The following is a 17,499-nucleotide window of genomic DNA, read 5'->3' as shown; positions in this document are numbered from 1 at the left end:
CATCGCACACACCCGCAACTCGCGTTCCGCCCGCCGCGAGCACGTCACGGCATCCACGCATCATCGGCGATGCAGCCCCGCACCGCCGAGCCACACCTCCCCCTGTTCGACGACGGAGAGCTCTGGAATGATCCGCACCGCCACCCGCTACCGCCTCCTCGCACTGTTCGTGCTGCCGGCGCTGATCGTCTACGTGGCGTTCTCGGTGTACCCGCTCATCAGTTCGATCGTCCTGAGCTTCTTCGACTCGAGCGGCGGAGGGAGCGCGTTCGTCGGGTTCGAGAACTACCTGACGCTCTTCACCAACCCGACGACGAGCGAACGATTCTGGAACGCCCTCCTCAACAGCCTCCAGTTCTTCCTCATCCACCTCATCGTGGAGCTGCCGATCGGCCTCCTCATGGCGGCGCTCCTCACCTCCGGGGTGATCCGGAAGTCGGTCGGGATCTACCGGACGCTCCTCTTCATCCCCGCGACCCTCTCGGTCGTCATCGTCGGATTCGTCTGGCGGCTCATCATCAACCCGCTGTGGGGCCTCGTCGACTTCCCGCTGCTCGGCACCGAGGCGACGGCGCTCCCCACGATCTCGCTCATGTCGGTCTGGCAGTGGGTGGGCATCCCGATGGTGTTCCTGTACACCGCGCTCCTCGCGATCCCCGCCGACGTCATCGAAGCAGCCCGGATCGACGGTGCGAACGGCTGGAAGATCTTCTGGCGGATGAAGTTCCCGCTCATCGCGCCGCAGTTCGGGCTCATCGCCGTGCTCACCTACATCTGGACGTTCAACGGCTTCGACATCGTCTACGCCCTCAACGGCTCGGCACCGGGACCCAACTACAGCACGGACATCCTCGGCACCCTCTTCTACCGCACCTTCTTCGGGTCCAGCGGGCAGGTCGCCGACCTCGATCTCGGGGCCACCGTCGCCTCCGTGATCTTCCTCATCATCCTCATCACGACCGCCGCGTACTTCTGGGTGCTGCAGCGCCGACTGAAGACCTACGAGCTCTAGGACATTCCGATGACGCAGAATTCCACCCTCTCGAAGCCGCGAACGCGCGCCGCATCGAACCGCCCGCTGACGCTCGAACCCGGTGAGACCCGCCCCCGCCGCAAGGCTCCCGTCGACGTCCTGACCGGCGCCGGCGTGCACGTCGTCCTCATCATCATGGCGTTGTGCTCCACCGTGCCAGTGCTCATCGTGGTCATGAACTCCTTCAAGACGACGCAGGGGATCTTCGGTGAACCGTTCGCGCTGCCGAACGCCGAGACGTTCAACCTGCAGGGCTACATCAACGTGTTCAGTCGCGGCAACATCCTCCTGAACTACCAGAACAGCATCATCGTCACGATCGCGACCGTGGTGCTGACGGTCGTCCTCGGCACGCTCGCCGCCTGGGCGCTCGTCGAGTACAAGGTGCGGATCAGCCCGCTCATCGCCGGCTTCTTCGTCCTCGGCATCATGCTCCCGATCCGCCTCGGCACGGTCCCGCTGCTCAAGACGATGATCGCGTGGGGGCTCATGGACACGCTCACCTCGCTCGTCCTCGTCTACACGGCGATGCAGTTGCCGCTCGCCATCGCGCTCATGACGACGTACTTCCGCTCCGTCCCCACCGAGTTGAAGGAAGCGGCGCGCATCGACGGCGCCGGTGAGCTGCGGACGCTCGGGATCACCCTCCCGATCGTGAAGGTGGGCCTCGCGGCCGTCGCCTCGATCACCATGCTGCCGGTCTGGAACGACCTCTGGTTCCCGCTCATCCTCGCGCCGAGCAAGGGCAACCAGACGGTGACGCTCGGGGTGCAGCAGTTCGTGGGCCAGTTTCAGAACGACTACCCGGCGCTCCTCGCAGCACTCACGCTGGGCGCCGTGCCGCTCGTGATCCTCTTCACCGTGTTCTCCCGGCAGTACATCGCGGGTCTCAGTAACGGGTACGGCAAGTAGCGATGAGTGGCGGGGTGCTCGTTGGTGCGGTGGAGGCCGGTGAGGCCGGAGCCGCCCGATCGCCCTCCGAGCGCTTGCGGCTCGCCCACTGGATCGTCGGGCACACGATGATGCTCGCCGTCATGGCGTTCTCGATGATCGGCGGGCACTCCGTCGCGCGGACCGGCGTGGCGGTGCTCGTGTTCCTCGGTTGGGCCGCGGTCGTCGCGGTGCGGGTCCGGCTCGGTCGTCTCCCCGCCAACGTCCATTCGGTCGTCGACCTGCTCGCGATGGCGGCGATCACAGCGGTTCCGCTGCTCACCGCCGCGAGGAGCGGCGGGCATCACGGACAGCTCGGGGTCGCGACCGGCGCAGCGACCGGCACCCCGTCCGCGGGTGCCGTGCTCGTGGCATCGGGAGTCTTCGCCGCGTGGATCGTGTTCCGGTCCGGGCTTCGCGGAATCGCGGTCGGGGGTGCGGAGGCAGCACCCCGGCTGGCCGCTGCGGGAACGGCGGTCACGGCCGCGTCGCTCGGCATGATGGTCCTCGCCATCGCCGCCGGGTGGCACTGATCCAGGCAGGGGCGCGCTGATGTGCGAGCCAGCCACGATCACGGAATCGCCCGCCGGCCCCGAGCGGCCGGGCCCCACCTGGGCGCCACTCCGCCGCGGAGCCGATGGCGCGCCCGCCCGGACGCGGTCCACGCACGCGGGCAAGCGGTATCCTGCTCCCGTGGAACTCGACAACGATGCCGGTACGCGCAGGCCAGTGACCCTCTCCGACGTCGCACGACGGGCCGGGGTGTCGCAATCGACGGCATCGCGGGTGGTCAACGGATCGGCCCGCAAAGTCGACGACCGATACCGCGAACTCGTCCTCGGAGCCGCGCGCGAACTGGGGTACACGCCCAACCTCGCGGCGCAGGCCGTCGCGCGCGGCGCATCGCACACCATCGCGCTCATCGTCAGCGGGATCGCGGACCCCTACTTCTCGGCGATGACCGGCTCGATCATGCGCGCTGCGGAAGCCGCCGGACTCCGGGTGTCCGTCGCGGTGAGCGGGAGGCGTGCCGATCGGGAGCTCGAACTCGTTCGGGAACTCCGCGGCCAGCAGCCGCGCGCGATCATCCTCGCCGGCAGCGGATACATCGATGCGCCGTCCGGATCAGAGGTGGAGGCCGAACTCCGTCGGTATGAGGAGACCGGTGGTCGGGTGGTGCTCATCAGCCGTGCGGACATGCCGTTCGAGACCGTCGCGTTCGACAACTTCGAGGGTGCGCGCGACCTCGCCGTACAGCTCGCAGGACTCGGATACCGTCGTCCGCTCGTGCTCGCGAGCGACATCCCCCTCCTCGCGATGCAGCAGCGGGTCGACGGTTTCGTGTCCGGATTCGCGGAGAGCGGTGTCATCGTTCCACCGGATCGGGTGATCAGCCCCGACTTCACCTGGGCCGGTACGCGCGCGTCGATCGAGGAACTGAGCGACGAGGTGCTGGACGACATCGACCTCGTATTCGCCGTGACCGACGAGGGTGCGCTCGGTGCGCTCGCCGCTCTCCGTGCGCGTGGTGAGGGTGTGCTCGCGCGCATCGGTGTCGCCGGATTCGACGACCTCACGACGCTGCGTGACGTCGTCCCGAGCCTCACGACCGTGCACGTGCCGCTCGATGAGGTCGGTGACGAGGCCATCCATCGTGCGACGGCTGCCGAGGGTGAGCTCACCCGTCGCATCGTCCCGACCCGTCCCATCCTGCGAGACAGCACGCCGCCCCTCCTGTAGCGCGCTCGTTCACCCGGACCTCTTCCCCGGCGCCCCCGCTCCTGCCTGTCTGCCGGCGAGGTGAGGCTTCCGGTCGTTTTCGGGCCGCCTGAACCACCGGAAGCCTCACCTCGCGTGGTCCGGCAGGGCGGAAAGGCCCCGGGAGGGCCTGGGCGGGGTGCCCAGGCTGGTCAGAGGGCGCAGCGGAAGCCGATGTGGGTGGTCGCCGAGTCGATCGACTGGGCGGAGCGAGCGGCTGGACGGTAACGAAGGCAGTACTCCGGCGCGCACAGATGCGAGCCCCCCTTGAGGACCCGACGCGGCTGCAGCTCGCCCGGTGCCGTCGAAGCCACGGCCCAACGAGCGTCGCTCGCGGAGCCGGGAGCGCATGTGCAGCTCGAGTCCGCATGCGCGGCGGAGGACGAGGGCGCCGACCTTGCTGTTGCTGTTGCTGTTGCTGTTGATGGCGGTGTCGATGCGGTGGGTGCGGCGGGGGCTGTTGCTGAGGGGTCGACGGGACGGGAACCGAGCGCGATCGTCTGTGGACCACGAGCGGGAGCGCAGCAGGACTCGCCGCTCGCCGCATCGCTGCCCATCGCCTGATCCCGAGCGGCATGCCCGTGCCCGTGATCGTGACTCTGGCCGTCCTGCGCCGCATCGCCGGGACCGTCATCGCGGTGAGCCGTATCGCCGCCGCTGCCCGGGTCGCCGTGCGCGTGGGATGCGTGGATGTCGGCACGCGTCGTTCCGTCGAGGTAGTAGTCGGTGGTCCATTCCCAGACGTTGCCGATGAGGTCGGCGATGCCGTAACCGTTCACCGGGAACGAACCGACGGGGGACGTGCCGACCCACCCCGCCGCACCCGTGTTCAGGTAGGGGAAGCGGCCCTGCCAGGAGTTCGCGAGGACGGCGCCGTCGGGATTCGCGACATCGCCCCACGCGAACGCGGCGCCGTCGAGACCGCCTCGCGCGGCGTATTCGAACTCGGCTTCCGTCGGCAGTCGGCGCCCCGCCCATGCCGCGTACCTGCTCGCGTCCTCGGAGGACACGAGGACCACGGGGTGGTCGTCGAGGCCGTCGATGTCGGAGCCGGGACCCTGCGGGTGGGCCCAGTTCGCGCCGGGCTGCCATCGCCACCACTGCTGCCACATCTGGAGGTCGACGGGACCGGCGGTCGGGGTGAAGACGAGCGCGCCGGGGACGAGATCGGCTGGATCCGCGCCGGGGAAGTCTGCCGGGTCGAGCGCGCGTTCGGCGACCGTGACGTACCCGGTCGCCTCGACGAACGCGGCGAACTGCCGATTGGTCACGGGATGCTGTTCGATGGAGAAGGCGTCGACGTGGACGGTGTGCACGGGGCCTTCGTCGGGGTAGAAGTCGGTCGAGCCCATGCGGAAGTCGCCGGCCGGAATGGTGACGAGCGCACTCAGCTGGACTCCGTGCTCCGGCGCGGGCGCATGGGTCGCGTCAGTCGCGCGGGTCGTCTCCGTCGTTCCGATTCCGTCCGTCGCCCGGGCGATGTCCGTGGCGTCAGTTCTGTCCGTGGCGTCAGTTCTGTCCACCGCGTCGGTCCGGTCGGTGTGCCCCGTGCGCGTCCCGTCCGCCGCACCCGTGCCTGCGGATCCCGCCGTCTCCCCGTTGACCATGCTTCATCATGCTCCTCCGTGCCGCATCGCGCACCCGTCTGGCCGTGCTCACTCCGGCCCAGCCCCTCCGGTCACTGCTGCCGAGGGGTCGCAAACTGCGAGTTCACCGGAGTGGCACCCGCAGTTTGCGACCCCTCGGCAGCCGGGCTAGGCGACGGGGCGACGACGCAGGCCAGCGTCCAGGATCGCGGGCGTCTTGTACGCCATGTCGAGCGGGCTGACATCCGTTCCGGGCGGCACGATCTCGTCGATGCGGTCGAGCACGGCGACGCTGTACCGCCACTTCCCGCTGCGATCGGATCTCGTCGCCGCCGTCTTTCGACACGAGATCGACGACTGCGCCGCTGCAGCGCCGGTCCTCGTGGCCGCTCACGAACCCGACGAGGCCCTCGAACTGTGGCTGCAGCGCTACACCGAGTTCATCGCGACGAAGCACGGCCTGGCATCGGCCCTGCACTCGGGCGACCCCGCCTTCAACGCGCTTCCACTCTACTTCGAAGAGCGTCTCGGCCCGGCGCTCAGGATGCTGCTCGAGCGTGCCGAAGCGGCAGGGTCCGTGCGTGCAGACGTCGACCCGATGGAACTCCTCGGCGCGGTCGCGAACCTGTGCGTGCCTCCGCCCGCCTCGCAGGACGGCGCACGTGCGCATCGGATGGTCACGCTGCTCCTCGACGGACTCCGCTACCGCGCCCGCTGACCCGTCCATCCCCCTCGGCAGAAAGGGTCGGGCCGATGGGACCTGTCGGAATGGTGATCGACGCGCCAGACTGGGACCGGTCCCGCCGGGCGGCGGGCAGCCGTCGACCCTGGAGCAGCGACATGACCGATCAGCCCACGTCCCCCGCCCTTCCCGAGGCGCTGCAGGAGTTCATCGACGCCACGAACGACGGCGACGCCGAACGGTTCCTCGACGCCTTCGCGCCCGACGCGACCCTCGACGACTGGGGTCGGGTGTTCACCGGACGGGACGGAATCGCCTCCTGGGACGGGACCGACAACATCGGCGTCGGCGCGCAGTTCGAACTCGTCGAACACCAGGCCGACGGTGAAGCGCACATCCTCCGGCTGAGCGTCTCGAGCGACCGGTTCAACGGCATCGGCACGCTGCGATTCACACTGGAGCCGACGGGCGCCATCGCGACCCTCGTCATCTCCTGAGCGGTCCCGCGCCGTCTGAGGCCCTTCGACAGGCTCAGGGACCGGGCCATGGGGCGTCGGCTGATTCCGGTCGCTGAGCTTGTCGAAGTGCAGGGTTCGAGGGCCCTTCGACAGGCTCAGGGACCGGTGACACCAGGCTCAGGGGCCGGGCCATGCGCTAGCTCTTGACGCCGCCCGAGAGCAGGTCGACCCGCCAGAAGCGCTGCAACGACAGGAACAGGATGACGACGGGCACGATCGCGAGGAGCGTCCCCGTTATCACGAGCGAGTACAGCGCGGCCTGTGAAGCGCTCGAGCGCAGCATCCCGTACAGCCCGAGGGTGAGTGGGAACATCGAGTCGTCGGAGAGCATGATGAACGGCAGCAGGAAGTTGTTCCAGATGGCGATGAACTGCAGCAGGAACACGGTCACGAGCGCGGGCGCCATCAGACGAAGGCCGGTCGAGAGGAAGATCTTCCACTCGGACGCACCATCGATGCGGGCGGCCTCCATGATCTCGTCCGGTACCGACGCTTCCGCGTAGATCTTGCACAGGTAGATCGCGTACGGGCTGACGAGCAGCGGGAGCAGGACCGACGCGTAGTTGTTCGTCAGGCCCACCTGCGACAGCATCAGGTACTGCGGGATCGCGAGCATGATCTGCGGGAGCAGGACGCCGGCGATGATGACACGGAACGCGAGCTTCGAACCGGGGAAGGTGTACTTCCCGAGCGCGTAGCCGGCGGCCGCAGCGATGAGCGTGGAGGCGAGACCGCCGCCGACCGCGTAGATGACGGAGTTGAGCGCCCACCGGCCGAAGATGCCGCCGCGGAACGTCAACAGTTGCTGGATGTTCTCGAAGAAGCCGCCCGTGAACGAGGGCAGGTACGTGGTCGTCGAGAACAGTTCGCTGCTCGACTTGGTCGATGCGATGAGGATCCACAGCACGGGCAGGATGCAGTACAGGGCTCCGACGACGAGGACGGTCGTCGCGAACACGTTGGTGCGTTTGCCACCGCGGGCGAGGGCGATGCGGGGAGGGGTGAGCGTCGAGGTGGTCATCGTTTCCTGTTTCCGAGGATCGAGCCGAAGCTGTTGACGAGGACCGAAGCCCCGATGGTGAGGACGACGAGGATCATCGACGTGGCCGCCGCCTGGTGGATGTCGTCGTTGACGAACGCATCCGTGTAGACCTTCATGAGCGGCACCCAGGTGGAGGAGATCGCGTTGGCGAGCGGGCGGAGCGTCATCGGCTCGTTGAACAGCTGGAGGCCGCCGAGGACCGAGAACAGCGCGCACATGATGACGGCGGGCTTGATCATCGGGAGCTTGATGCGGAGCGCGATCTGGAACTCGTTGGCGCCGTCGACATGGGCCGCGTCGAAGACTTCCTTGGGGAGACCGCGGAGGGCCGTGTACATGATGACCATGTTGAAGCCGACGACACCCCAGACGGCGATGTTCGCGACGGAGAAGAAGATCTGGCTCGAACCGAAGTAGTTGATGACGTCTCCGCCGATCGGGCTCGTCGCCGGGAGGTACATGAAGCCCCAGAGGAGCGAGGCGACGACGCCGGGGACCGCGTAGGGGAGGAAGATCGCGATGCGGGCGAAGCCGACGAGGCGGGCCCGGTTCGCGTCGAGGCAGAGGGCGAAGAGGAGCGCGAGGATGATGGTCGCGGGGACGCCGATGACGGCGACGGCGAGCATGCGGCCGAGGCTGCCCCACAGCTCGCTGTCGGCGAGGGCGGTGACGTAGTTCGCGAAGCCGACGAAGACCTCGCTCGTGCTGCCGCCGCCGAGGAGCCCGCCGCCGACCTTGCGTTGCATGAGGCTGAGGACGAGGGCGTAGACGCCGGGTGCGACCGTGAAGAGCGCCAGCAGGATGATCGCCGGGGCGACGAGCAGCATCGGGAAGACCGGGCTCGACAGGCGCTTGCGTTTGGGGCCGCGAGCAGTGGGCGGCGCGCTCCGGGTGGCGCCGCGTGCGGGGCTCGCCGCTCGCTGGGGGGTGGTTGTTGCCATGGTCGCTCCTCGACTGAGGGTGGGGCTGGGTGGGGCTGGGCGGGTGGCGGTGCGGGTGGGGCTGGGCGGGTGGCGGTGCGGGTGGGGCTGTGTTGCCGGGGTGGTGCTGGCCCTTCGACAGGCTCAGGGACCGAAGGTTTGGGGCCGGACCGGCCGCCCGGGGAGGAACGAGGCTTCCTCCCCGGACGACACGGGAACTGCGGCTGATGCTACTTGTTGACGGTGAAGCCGAGCTTCTTCATGTCGGTGACCGTCGTGTCCTGCATCGTGCCGAGCACATCGGAGAACGACGTGTTGTTCTGGATCGCAGCAGCGAAGCCGTCCTTGTACGCGCCGAAGGTGACGGTCGCGTTGGGGCCCCAGATGTCGAAGCTGCGGGCGCCCGTCGCGATGTCGGCGATCGTCTTGTAGTAGTCGGGCTGGTTCGGCATGAACGCCGGCGGCTTGGAGAGCGCGTCGAGCTTCTGACCGCTCGTCGCGGCCGGGAAGATGTTGATCTTCTCGACCTGGAGGGCGAGGGCCTCATCGCTCGTGTTCAGCCAGTTGACGAACTTCGCGGCTTCCTTGGGGTGTTTGGAGTCGGTCGTGACGGAGATCGCGGAACCGCCCCAGATGCCGGTCGTCTTGTCGCCGGCGGTCCAGGCGGGGAGCGAGGTCATCGTCCACTTGCCGGCCGTGTTGGGGGCGATGCCGCCGAACTGCGCGGGTGCCCAAGCGCCGGAGATCCAGCCGACGAGGGTTCCGTCGTCCATCTCCTTGTTCCACTGCGCGGACCAGAAGGGGTCGCCCTTGACGACGCCCTGGTCGATGAGGCCGCGCCAGTAGTCGGCGACCTTCGTCGAGGGCGCGTCCTTGATGTCGACGGTCCAGTCCTCGCCCTTGGCGGACCACCAGTTGGCGCCGGCCTGCTGGGTGAGGCCTGCGAACCAGCCCGGGTCGCCGGCGCTGAACGTGCCGATGTACTTGGTGGGGTCCGCCGCGTGGATGGTCGCCGCGGCTGCCGCGTACTCGTCCCACGTGGTCGGCGCCTTGAGGCCGAGGGAGTCGAAGACGTCCTGGCGGTAGAAGAAGACGAGCGGCGCGAAGTCCTGCGGGACGCCGTAGGTCTTGCCTTCGAACTGGACCTGCGAGAGCGCCGGGGCGCCGAAGTCCTTGGAGGATTCGGCCGTGTAGTCGCTGATGTCCGCTGCGACGCCGTTGGAGACGAGGGCGGGGAGCGACTGGTACTCGACCTTGGTGATGTCGGGCGCGTTCTTCGCCTTATGGGCCGTGATGAGCTTGCTGACGAGCTCGTCGCCGCCGGCCGGGTTGGCGAGCTTGACCTGGATGTCCGGGTTGGCCTTGTTCCAGACGGAGACGATGTCCTCCATCCCCGGGTCCCAGTCCCAGAAGGTCAGTTTGACGGGGCCAGAGTCGCTGCTCGCTGCGCCGCCGCCGGCGGAACAACCGGCGAGCATGGTGACCGATGCGATGATCGCGCCAGCGGTCAGGATCGCTCTTCTCATGGTGCATCTCCTTTGATGTGGTGGTGTCCGGGGCCGGACGGTGCTGTGTGTCGGGTGGAGCGGGTGTGGCGGGTGGTGTCGGGTGGAGCGGGTGTGTCGGGTGGTGCCGGTGAGGGCGTTCGGCCAGTGGGGCGTTGGCCGTTCGACGGGCTCGGGGTTTGGGGGACGTCGCCCGAGCCCGCCGAAGGTTCGTGGGGTCGGATCAGTGATCCCGTTTCCGGGAATCGGTTTCGGAATGCGCTTTCCCGACCTGCTGACGAGAATAGGCAGCCGTGGGGCGCATGTCAAGCGTGATCATGCCATCGCCGCCAGATCGTTGATTCCGACCGGGCGGACCGGCTGCTCGCCTGCCGCGTAGTGCTCCACCTCGGCCAGGACGTACTCGCCCAAGCGGCGCAATTCGTTGCCGAGCGCACCCGCCACGTGCGGGGTCGCGACGATGTTCTTCGTGCGGCGGAGCGGGTGGTCCGCGGGGAGCGGTTCCGGATCGGTGACGTCGAGGATCGCCGTCAGCCGGCCCGCCTCCGCGGCATCGAGCACCGCGTCCTGGTCCACGATCGGAGCCCTGGCCGTGTTGATGAGCGTCGCGCCGTCCGGGAGCAGCCCGAGCAACCGGCGGTCCACGAGGCCGACCGTCGACGGGAGGAGCGGCGCATGGATCGACACGATGTCGTTCTGGGCGAAGAGCGCGTCGAGCTCGAGCCGACGTGCGTGCGCGAGGATCGGATCGTCGTCGGCGAGGAACGGATCGCTCACCGTGAGGTCGAAGTCGAACGGCGCGAGCAGCTCGATCACTCGGCGGCCCACACGGGAGGCGCCGAGGATCCCGACGCGCTTGCGGTAGTTCCCGATGCCCGGGTAGTCGCGGCCGAGATCGATACCGGGGTTCTCGGTGTAGTCGGCGATGATGCCGGGCACGCCCTTCCCGGCGAGCAGTATCATCGCGAGCGTGTACTCCGCGACCGGGTAGGCGTTCGCATCGGCCGCCGAGGTGACGACGATGCCGCGCTCCCAGGCCTCCGGATGCACGTGCCCTTTGACCGTGCCGGCGGAGTGGAGGATCGCCCGCAGCGACGGCATTCCGTCGAGGGCCTCCGGGGTGAGCTCGGGGGAGCCCCAGCCGGTGATGAGGACCTCGATGTCGCGGAGGCGTTCGTCGGCCGGATCGATGACTCTGAGCGGGCCGCCGGGGAGGATGTCGAGCAGTTCGTCGAGGCGGTCGAGGTCGGCCTCCGAGAAGAGGTGGGGGATGAGTCCGTCGCGGAGCGCGAACGCGGCCCGTGGCCTCCGTCGTGGCTCATGGTTCGCAGGTGCCGTGTCCATGTGCACTCCTTGTCAGCATCGTCGATGGGGCAGTATCCTCAGATCGGGAAACCGCATTCCCAGAGAATGTAGCAGCATCAGAGCCCCGAGAGGAACACGGTATGGCAACGGAGCCGTCCGACCAGGCATCCGCGACGGCGATCGCGTCCGCGCGCTCGACGCCGGACGGCGGGAGGCTCGCGGCCGGCGCTGGCACGTGGCGCGCGTTCATCCCCGGGCTCGACGTCCCCGTCGCGACATCGATCGATCTCGTCCACCGACTCTTCGAGAGCCCCCACGTCCGGACGCTCGACCTGTCGAACAACTACGGGCTCGGCGAGAGCGAACGGCGGGCGGGACTCGCGATCCGTGAATACGGCGGCGTCCCCGACGGATTCCTCGTGCAGACGAAGGCCGATCGCGACTCCGAGACCGGCGAGTTCAGCGGCCGGCGGATGCGGCAGTCGCTCGAGGAGAGCCTCGAACGGCTGGGGCTCGACCGCTTCCCGATGCTGTACCTCCACGACCCCGAGAACGTCGCCTGGGACGAGGCGATGGCCGACGACGGTCCGGTCGCGGCGCTCGTCGAAGCGCGGGATGCGGGGCTCATCGGCGTCCTCGGCGTCGCGGGTGGTCCGGTCGGACTCATGCGGCGCTACCTCGAGACCGGCCTGTTCAGCGCGCTCGTGACCCACAACCGGTACACGCTCGTCGACCGCAGCGCCGACGAGCTGCTCACCTTCGCGGCCTCGCTCGGGGTGCACGTCTCGAACGCCTCGCCGTACGGCGGCGGGCTGCTCACGGTGTGGCCCCCACGGACCGATCGCTATGCGTACGGCGAGGCGCCGGCATCGATCGTCGCCGCGGCAGGGGAGGCCGCGCGGCTGTGCGCCGAGCACGACGTCCCGCTCGCGGCCGCGGCGCTGCACTTCTCGGTCGACGACCCGCGCATCGACCGCACGATCGTCGGCATGCGGACGCCGGAGGATCACGATGCGACCGTCGAGCTCCTCGATATCGAGGTCCCGGCATCGCTCACCTCTGCGCTGCGGGCTCTGCCGCTCGACCCGTCGGGGTGGCAGGAGGCCGTCGCCACGTACGCGCACCCGCGCTGATCGTCGGCCGCACCGCTCACCTGCCTGCCTCCTCGGGGTGTTCACAACTCAGGAGCGCCCCGGCGTGTCGCGGTCGACACGCCGGGTGCGACGCGCGGCGCGCCGCAGGTCTCCTGAGTTGTGAACGGACCCGATGGTGCGCGGCCCCGGCTCGGACGGCCCCGGAGGGCTCGGGTGGGACGGGAGGGCTCGGGAGGGGCGGGTAGCTCAGGCGGCTCAGGCCGCGACGATGTGCGGCGCGACGGCCGCCTCGAAGCCCGCGACCGTGCGCTCCACGGCCTCAGCGAACGGCGCATCCCAGATGTCCTGGTTGAACAGTTCGACCTCGATGTCGCCCACATAGCCCGCCCGCAGGACCGCGTGCGTGATCGGCGCGAAGTCGATCACGCCATCGCCCGGGTAGTGGCGGGAGAGGAGGACGTCAGCGGCGAGCGGCGTCGCCCAATCGCATACCTGGTAGCTCGCGATGCGGCCTCCGCCACCGCCGATGCCCGCGCGCTCGATCTGCCGGAACAGCTCCGGATCCCACCACACGTGGAAGGTGTCGACGACCGCGCCGACGACGCCCAGCGGGAACTCCTCGGCGATGTCGAGCGCCTGACCGAGCGTGGAGACCACGGCCCGGTCGGACGCGTACATCGGGTGCAGCGGCTCGATGGCGAGCGTCACGCCCGCCGCCTCCGCGTCCGGGGCGAGCTCCGCGATCGCATCGCGCACCCGTTCCCGAGCGCCGATGAGGTCACGCGAGCCGGCCGGGATGCCCCCGGCCACCAGGACGAGCACGGCGGCTGAACCGGTCGCCCCCGCTGCGGCCAGGGTCGCCGTCTCCTCGATCGCCAGGCGGTTGTCGTCGATCGCGGTCCGCCTGATCGGACCCTCCTCCGGGGTGAAGAACCCGCCACGGCAGAGGCTCGAGAAGCGAAGGCCGGAGTCGGTCAGGCGCTTCGCCGACTCCGCGAGCCCCACCGCGGCGACTGGCTCGCGCCACAGCCCGATGCTCGCGATGCCGGCCGCGTTCGTCGCCGCGAGGGCCTCGTCGAGGTTCGCGTATTTGATCGTCGCCTGGTTGAGCGACAGCAGCGGGTGCGCGCTCATGAGCCGGCCCCGTTCGTGCTGACGCCGTTCACGCTGAGGAGCGTGTGCCAGCGCGCCGCAGCCAGTTCGGGGCGCTCCAGTCCGCCCGACGCGTTCGCCAATTCGACGATGCGCGACAGGTGGGGGAGGCTGCGTGCCGCATGCAGGCCGCCCACCATCGAGAACGCCGACTGGTGTCCGTTCAACCAGCTCATGAACGCCACACCCGTCTTGTAGTAGTAGGTGGGCGCCGCGAAGATCTGCCGCGACAGCGCCTCGGTGGGACCGAGGATGTCGAGGTAGCGCGCTTCGTCGCCCGCATCGAGCGCCTGGATGGCGGCCGACGCGTTGGGGGCGAGCGCCGCGAACGCCCCGAGGAGGGCGTCCGAATGGGCCGTGCCGTCGCCCGCGATGAGGCCGACGTAGTTGAAGTCGTCGCCCGTGAACATGCGCGCGGACCCCGGGAGCCGCCTCCGGACAGCGATCTCCGCATCGGCGTCGAGCAGGCTCATCTTGATGCCGGCGACGCTGCTCCGGTTCTCTTCGATGATGTCGATGACCGTGTCGCTCGCGATCGCCGAATCCGCCGAACCGAAGTACTCGGCGAGGATCGGATCGAACGCGGCCCCCAGCCAGTGCAGGGTCACGGGCGTGCTCGCCGCCGCGAGGACCTCGCGGTACACGCGGCGGTAGTCGTCGGCGGTCGAAGCGGCACGCGCCAGGTGACGGCTCGCCATCAGGACCACGCCGGCTCCGGCGTCCTCCGTGAAGTGCAGCTGCTCCTTGTACGCGTCGATCACGCGATCGAGCGACACGACCTCCTCATCGAGGTGGTCTGTGTTGACGCCGACGACGAGCGCGCCGCCGACCGACTGCGCCGCTGCAGCGCTGCGGGCGATGAGTTCGCGCGTCGCCGCAGCATCGAGTCCCATGTTGCGCTGGGCGGTGTCCATCGCATCGGCGACGCCCAGGCCCCACGACCACACGTGGTGGCGGAACGCGAGGGTCGCATCCCAGTCGATGTCGGCGGGTGCGCCCGGTACGTTCTCGGCGGTCACGCGCGGGACGACGTGCGCGGCCGCGTACGCGACACGGCTCGTGAGCTTCCCGGCCGGCTTGGCGAAGTCCGGTGCGGGGTTCAGCGGCACCCGGCTGGTGCCGCCGTCCCCCGCGAGCAGGGTGAGATCCGTCATCGTCATTCGCCGTTCGTGCTCGCGGTGCTCGTGACCGCGGTGCTCGTGACCGCCGGCAGGTCGATGCGACGACCGCTGCGCGAGCTCTCCAGACCGCTCTCCGCGAGGAGGACGCCGCGGGCGCCGGCCAGGAAGTCGTACGGGTTCGGAGCGTCCTCGGCAACGTGGCGGATGAACTCCTCCCACTGCGTCTTGAAGCCGTTCTCGAACACGTCGTTCGTCGGGACCTCGATCCAGTCTCCGTCGTAGTCGTGCGCATCGGCGAGGTCGGGGTTCCAGACGGGCTTCGGCGTGGCGTTGCGGGGCTGGATCTTGCAGCCGAACAGGCCGGCGACCGCGGAACCGTGCGTGCCGTCCACCTGGAACTCGACGAGCTCGTCGCGGTTGACGCGCACCGTCCAGCTCGAGTTGAGCTGAGCGACGACGCCGCCCTCGAGTTCGAAGATCGCGTAGGCGGCGTCATCGGCCGTCGCGTCGTAGCGGTTGCCCTGTTCGTCGACGCGGCTCGGGATGTGCGTGGACGCCTTCGCGTACACCGACTCGACGCGGCCGAACAGGTTCTCGAGGACGTAGTTCCAGTGCGGGAACATGTCGACGATGATGCCGCCGCCCTCTTCGTTCTTGTAGTTCCAGCTGGGGCGCTGCGCCGGCTGCCAGTCGCCCTCGAAGACCCAGTAGCCGAACTCGCCGCGCACCGAGAGGATCTGACCGAAGAAGCCGGAGTCGATGAGTCGCTTGAGCTTCTGCAGGCCCGGCAGGTACAGCTTGTCGTGGACGACGCCGTTCTTGATGCCGGCCTCCTCCGCGAGGCGCGCGAGTTCGAGCGCTTCCTCGTAGCTCTCCGCCGTCGGCTTCTCGGTGTAGATGGCCTTGCCAGCCGCGATCGCCTTCTTGATGGCGACGGCGCGGGCCTTCGTCACGAGGAAGTCGGCGTAGATCTGCCAGCGCGGGTCCGCGAGGGCTGCGTCGAGGTCGGTCGTGTAGTGCTCGATGTCGTGCTTCTTCGCGAGTTCGGCGAGCTTCGCCTCGTTGCGGCCGACCAGGATCGGCTCGAGCTGGACGCGGCTGCCGTCCGAGAGGAGCACGCCGCCCTGCTCGCGGATCGCGAGGATCGAGCGCACGAGGTGCTGACGGTAGCCCATGCGTCCGGAGACGCCGTTCATGATGATGCCGATGGTCTGCTCTGACACAGTGATTCCTTCTGGTGCGCGCTGCCGGAGTGGTGCTGAGTGGTGCTGGGGTTGGTGCTGCTGTTGTTTCGTGCAGCTGGTCCGGGAGCGGAGGCGGTCGGGGTCGTGATCGTGTGATCGTCGCTTCCGATGCGGGTCCCGTGGCCGGGATATCATCGGGAAAGCGTTTACCCGAGTGTAGGCGAGACGGACGTCGGGGTGCAAGCATCGGCCCGCCATCCGGTGCGGTGTGTTCACAACTCAGGACGGGTCCGGCGTGTCGCGGCCTGGCGGCGGCGTGTCGGCGTCGACACGCCGAGGCGCTCCTGAGTTGTGAACCGATGCGGGGCGCAGGGGAGAGGGGCGCAGGGGAGAGGGGCGCAGGGGAGAGGGGCGCAGAGAAGAGGGGCGCAGGGGAGAGGGGCTGCGTGGAGGCGGCGCGGCGAACGCTCCGGCGGCGCAGGGAGGAGTTGAGCGCGGCGCTAGCGGGAGAGCGGCGGGGTGCTCGCTCGGAGGACGACCTCTGCATCGAGTGAGGCGATGTCGGATGCCTGGTCAGCCGGAGTGGTGGCGGGGGCGCTGGTCGCGTCGAGCGTGGCGGGGGCCGGCGAGGGCGTCTCGGACGATGCAGTGGCCGAGTCGTCGCCCAGGGCGAGCCGGAGCGCGGTCCGGCCGAGGCGCTCGAGCGGGATGCGCACGGTCGTGAGCGCGGGGGTGACGTCGCGGACCGTCGGGATGTCGTCGAAGCCGCAGACGGCGATGCCCGTGCCCGGCTCGATCCCCGCGTCGCGGAGGGCCGACATGACACCCATCGCCATGACATCGCTCGCCGCGAAGACGAGTTCGATGCCGGCGGCGCCATCGATGCCGGCGGCGAGCAATCGCTGCATCCCGTCGTAGCCGCCGTCGCGTGAGAAGTCGCTCACGATCACGTGCTCATCGGCGATGGCGGCGCCGTGTTCAGCGAGGCCGTCCTGGAATCCGCCCAGGCGATCGGCCGAGGTCACGAGGACCTGCGGGCCGACGACCGCGGCCACCCTGCGGTAGCCGAGGCCCGCGACGTGCAAGGCGAGTTCTCTGGCCGCGGCGCGGTTGTCGACGCGTGCCGTCGCGTAGCCGAGATCGTTCGAGCCGATCACCGCGACGGTTCCGCCGAGCCGCGTGTAGCTCTCGAGTTCGGCGGCGAGGGCGTCCTGCATGGGGTCCTCGGTGCGGCGGGACCCGGCGAGGATGAGCACGCGGGGCCGCTGGCCGCGGAGGGTGCGGATGACCTGGAGCTCGCGTTCTGCATCGCGGCCCGTGACGGAGACGCTCACGACGAGCCCGGCCGCCTCGGCTTCGGCGGTGACGCCCGCCGCGATCTGCGAGAAGTAGGGGTCAGCGATGTCGGGGACGACGAGCGAGACGATGGAGGAGGTGCCTTTCGCGACCGCCTGCGCCGAGAGGTTGGTGGTGTAGCCGAGCTGGTCCGCTGCGAGTGTGACGCGCTCGCGGTACGCCTCTGCGACGACGCGTGCGCTGCCGTTGAGCACGCGTGACGCGGTTGCGAGGGACACTCCGGCTTCTCGGGCGACGTCGTGCAGTGTTGGTGCTCCCGTGCCGCCGCTCGATCCCATCCCGGCAGTCTAGCGGCGGCGTGCGCGTTGATCAG

16 protein-coding genes are annotated in these 17,499 nt (G+C 69.1%); 7 read left to right on the top strand and 9 right to left on the bottom strand.

Going from position 1 to position 17,499, the window contains the following annotated elements:
- Nucleotides 1-127 precede the first annotated feature (127 nt).
- The 4 genes from ACQ3HB_RS01100 to ACQ3HB_RS01085 all read left to right on the top strand — a co-directional run bounded on the left by ACQ3HB_RS01100 (nucleotide 128) and on the right by ACQ3HB_RS01085 (nucleotide 3,703).
- Nucleotides 128-1,012, top strand: a complete 885-nt coding sequence (locus ACQ3HB_RS01100) for a carbohydrate ABC transporter permease (protein ID WP_430916951.1) — start codon at nucleotides 128-130, stop codon at nucleotides 1,010-1,012.
- Between the two features lie 9 nt (nucleotides 1,013-1,021).
- Complete coding sequence (locus tag ACQ3HB_RS01095) at nucleotides 1,022-1,945, top strand: carbohydrate ABC transporter permease (protein WP_430916949.1); 924 nt, start codon at nucleotides 1,022-1,024, stop codon at nucleotides 1,943-1,945.
- 2 nt (nucleotides 1,946-1,947) lie between these two features.
- Complete coding sequence (locus tag ACQ3HB_RS01090) at nucleotides 1,948-2,496, top strand: hypothetical protein (RefSeq protein WP_430916947.1); 549 nt, start codon at nucleotides 1,948-1,950, stop codon at nucleotides 2,494-2,496.
- A gap of 160 nt (nucleotides 2,497-2,656) precedes the next feature.
- The gene (locus tag ACQ3HB_RS01085) at nucleotides 2,657-3,703 is read left to right on the top strand and encodes a LacI family DNA-binding transcriptional regulator (RefSeq protein WP_430916945.1); all 1,047 of its coding nucleotides are present in this window, start codon (nucleotides 2,657-2,659) and stop codon (nucleotides 3,701-3,703) included.
- A gap of 170 nt (nucleotides 3,704-3,873) precedes the next feature.
- Here the strand turns inward: ACQ3HB_RS01085 and ACQ3HB_RS01080 are convergent, their stop codons facing one another.
- Nucleotides 3,874-5,328: a formylglycine-generating enzyme family protein gene (locus tag ACQ3HB_RS01080; protein WP_430916943.1), complete on the bottom strand. Its 1,455-nt coding sequence runs from the start codon at nucleotides 5,326-5,328 to the stop codon at nucleotides 3,874-3,876.
- A 250-nt stretch (nucleotides 5,329-5,578) separates the two neighbouring features.
- Here ACQ3HB_RS01080 and ACQ3HB_RS01075 point away from each other — a divergent pair, with 250 nt between their 5' ends.
- Both ACQ3HB_RS01075 and ACQ3HB_RS01070 read left to right on the top strand, forming a co-directional pair.
- Nucleotides 5,579-6,025, top strand: a complete 447-nt coding sequence (locus ACQ3HB_RS01075; RefSeq protein WP_430916941.1) for a TetR/AcrR family transcriptional regulator — start codon at nucleotides 5,579-5,581, stop codon at nucleotides 6,023-6,025.
- 122 nt (nucleotides 6,026-6,147) lie between these two features.
- On the top strand, nucleotides 6,148-6,486 hold the full coding sequence (locus tag ACQ3HB_RS01070; RefSeq protein WP_430916939.1) for a nuclear transport factor 2 family protein: 339 nt from the start codon (nucleotides 6,148-6,150) through the stop codon (nucleotides 6,484-6,486).
- A gap of 157 nt (nucleotides 6,487-6,643) precedes the next feature.
- Here the strand turns inward: ACQ3HB_RS01070 and ACQ3HB_RS01065 are convergent, their stop codons facing one another.
- The 4 genes from ACQ3HB_RS01065 to ACQ3HB_RS01050 all read right to left on the bottom strand — a co-directional run bounded on the left by ACQ3HB_RS01065 (nucleotide 6,644) and on the right by ACQ3HB_RS01050 (nucleotide 11,318).
- A complete protein-coding gene (locus ACQ3HB_RS01065; RefSeq protein WP_430916938.1) occupies nucleotides 6,644-7,528 on the bottom strand; it encodes a carbohydrate ABC transporter permease in 885 nt (294 codons plus the stop codon).
- Nucleotides 7,525-8,490, bottom strand: a complete 966-nt coding sequence (locus ACQ3HB_RS01060; protein ID WP_430916936.1) for a carbohydrate ABC transporter permease — start codon at nucleotides 8,488-8,490, stop codon at nucleotides 7,525-7,527. The genes ACQ3HB_RS01065 and ACQ3HB_RS01060 overlap by 4 nt, the downstream gene beginning before the upstream one ends.
- 209 nt (nucleotides 8,491-8,699) lie before the next feature.
- Nucleotides 8,700-9,995 (bottom strand): ABC transporter substrate-binding protein, encoded by a 1,296-nt coding sequence (locus ACQ3HB_RS01055; protein WP_430916934.1) that lies wholly within the window; start codon nucleotides 9,993-9,995, stop codon nucleotides 8,700-8,702.
- Between the two features lie 294 nt (nucleotides 9,996-10,289).
- Nucleotides 10,290-11,318, bottom strand: coding sequence for a hydroxyacid dehydrogenase (locus tag ACQ3HB_RS01050; RefSeq protein ID WP_430916932.1), 1,029 nt, complete (start codon nucleotides 11,316-11,318; stop codon nucleotides 10,290-10,292).
- Between the two features lie 101 nt (nucleotides 11,319-11,419).
- Here ACQ3HB_RS01050 and ACQ3HB_RS01045 point away from each other — a divergent pair, with 101 nt between their 5' ends.
- Nucleotides 11,420-12,412 carry an aldo/keto reductase gene (locus tag ACQ3HB_RS01045; protein WP_430916930.1) on the top strand — a complete coding sequence of 331 codons (993 nt, stop codon included), beginning with the start codon at nucleotides 11,420-11,422 and terminating at the stop codon, nucleotides 12,410-12,412.
- Between the two features lie 216 nt (nucleotides 12,413-12,628).
- Here the strand turns inward: ACQ3HB_RS01045 and ACQ3HB_RS01040 are convergent, their stop codons facing one another.
- The 4 genes from ACQ3HB_RS01040 to ACQ3HB_RS01025 all read right to left on the bottom strand — a co-directional run bounded on the left by ACQ3HB_RS01040 (nucleotide 12,629) and on the right by ACQ3HB_RS01025 (nucleotide 17,464).
- Nucleotides 12,629-13,507: a sugar phosphate isomerase/epimerase family protein gene (locus tag ACQ3HB_RS01040; RefSeq protein ID WP_430916929.1), complete on the bottom strand. Its 879-nt coding sequence runs from the start codon at nucleotides 13,505-13,507 to the stop codon at nucleotides 12,629-12,631.
- A complete protein-coding gene (locus tag ACQ3HB_RS01035; RefSeq protein ID WP_430917746.1) occupies nucleotides 13,504-14,679 on the bottom strand; it encodes a dihydrodipicolinate synthase family protein in 1,176 nt (391 codons plus the stop codon). Before ACQ3HB_RS01035 ends, ACQ3HB_RS01040 begins: the two co-directional genes overlap by 4 nt.
- A 2-nt stretch (nucleotides 14,680-14,681) precedes the next feature.
- Complete coding sequence (locus ACQ3HB_RS01030) at nucleotides 14,682-15,842, bottom strand: Gfo/Idh/MocA family protein (RefSeq protein WP_430917744.1); 1,161 nt, start codon at nucleotides 15,840-15,842, stop codon at nucleotides 14,682-14,684.
- Between the two features lie 488 nt (nucleotides 15,843-16,330).
- Nucleotides 16,331-17,464: a LacI family DNA-binding transcriptional regulator gene (locus ACQ3HB_RS01025; RefSeq protein WP_430916928.1), complete on the bottom strand. Its 1,134-nt coding sequence runs from the start codon at nucleotides 17,462-17,464 to the stop codon at nucleotides 16,331-16,333.
- Nucleotides 17,465-17,499 lie beyond the last annotated feature (35 nt).

Origin of the sequence: Plantibacter lichenum (assembly GCF_050587525.1) — a bacterium.
Taxonomy (GTDB): Bacteria; Actinomycetota; Actinomycetes; order Actinomycetales; family Microbacteriaceae; genus Plantibacter.
This window is presented reverse-complemented; position numbering and strand designations above follow the sequence as displayed.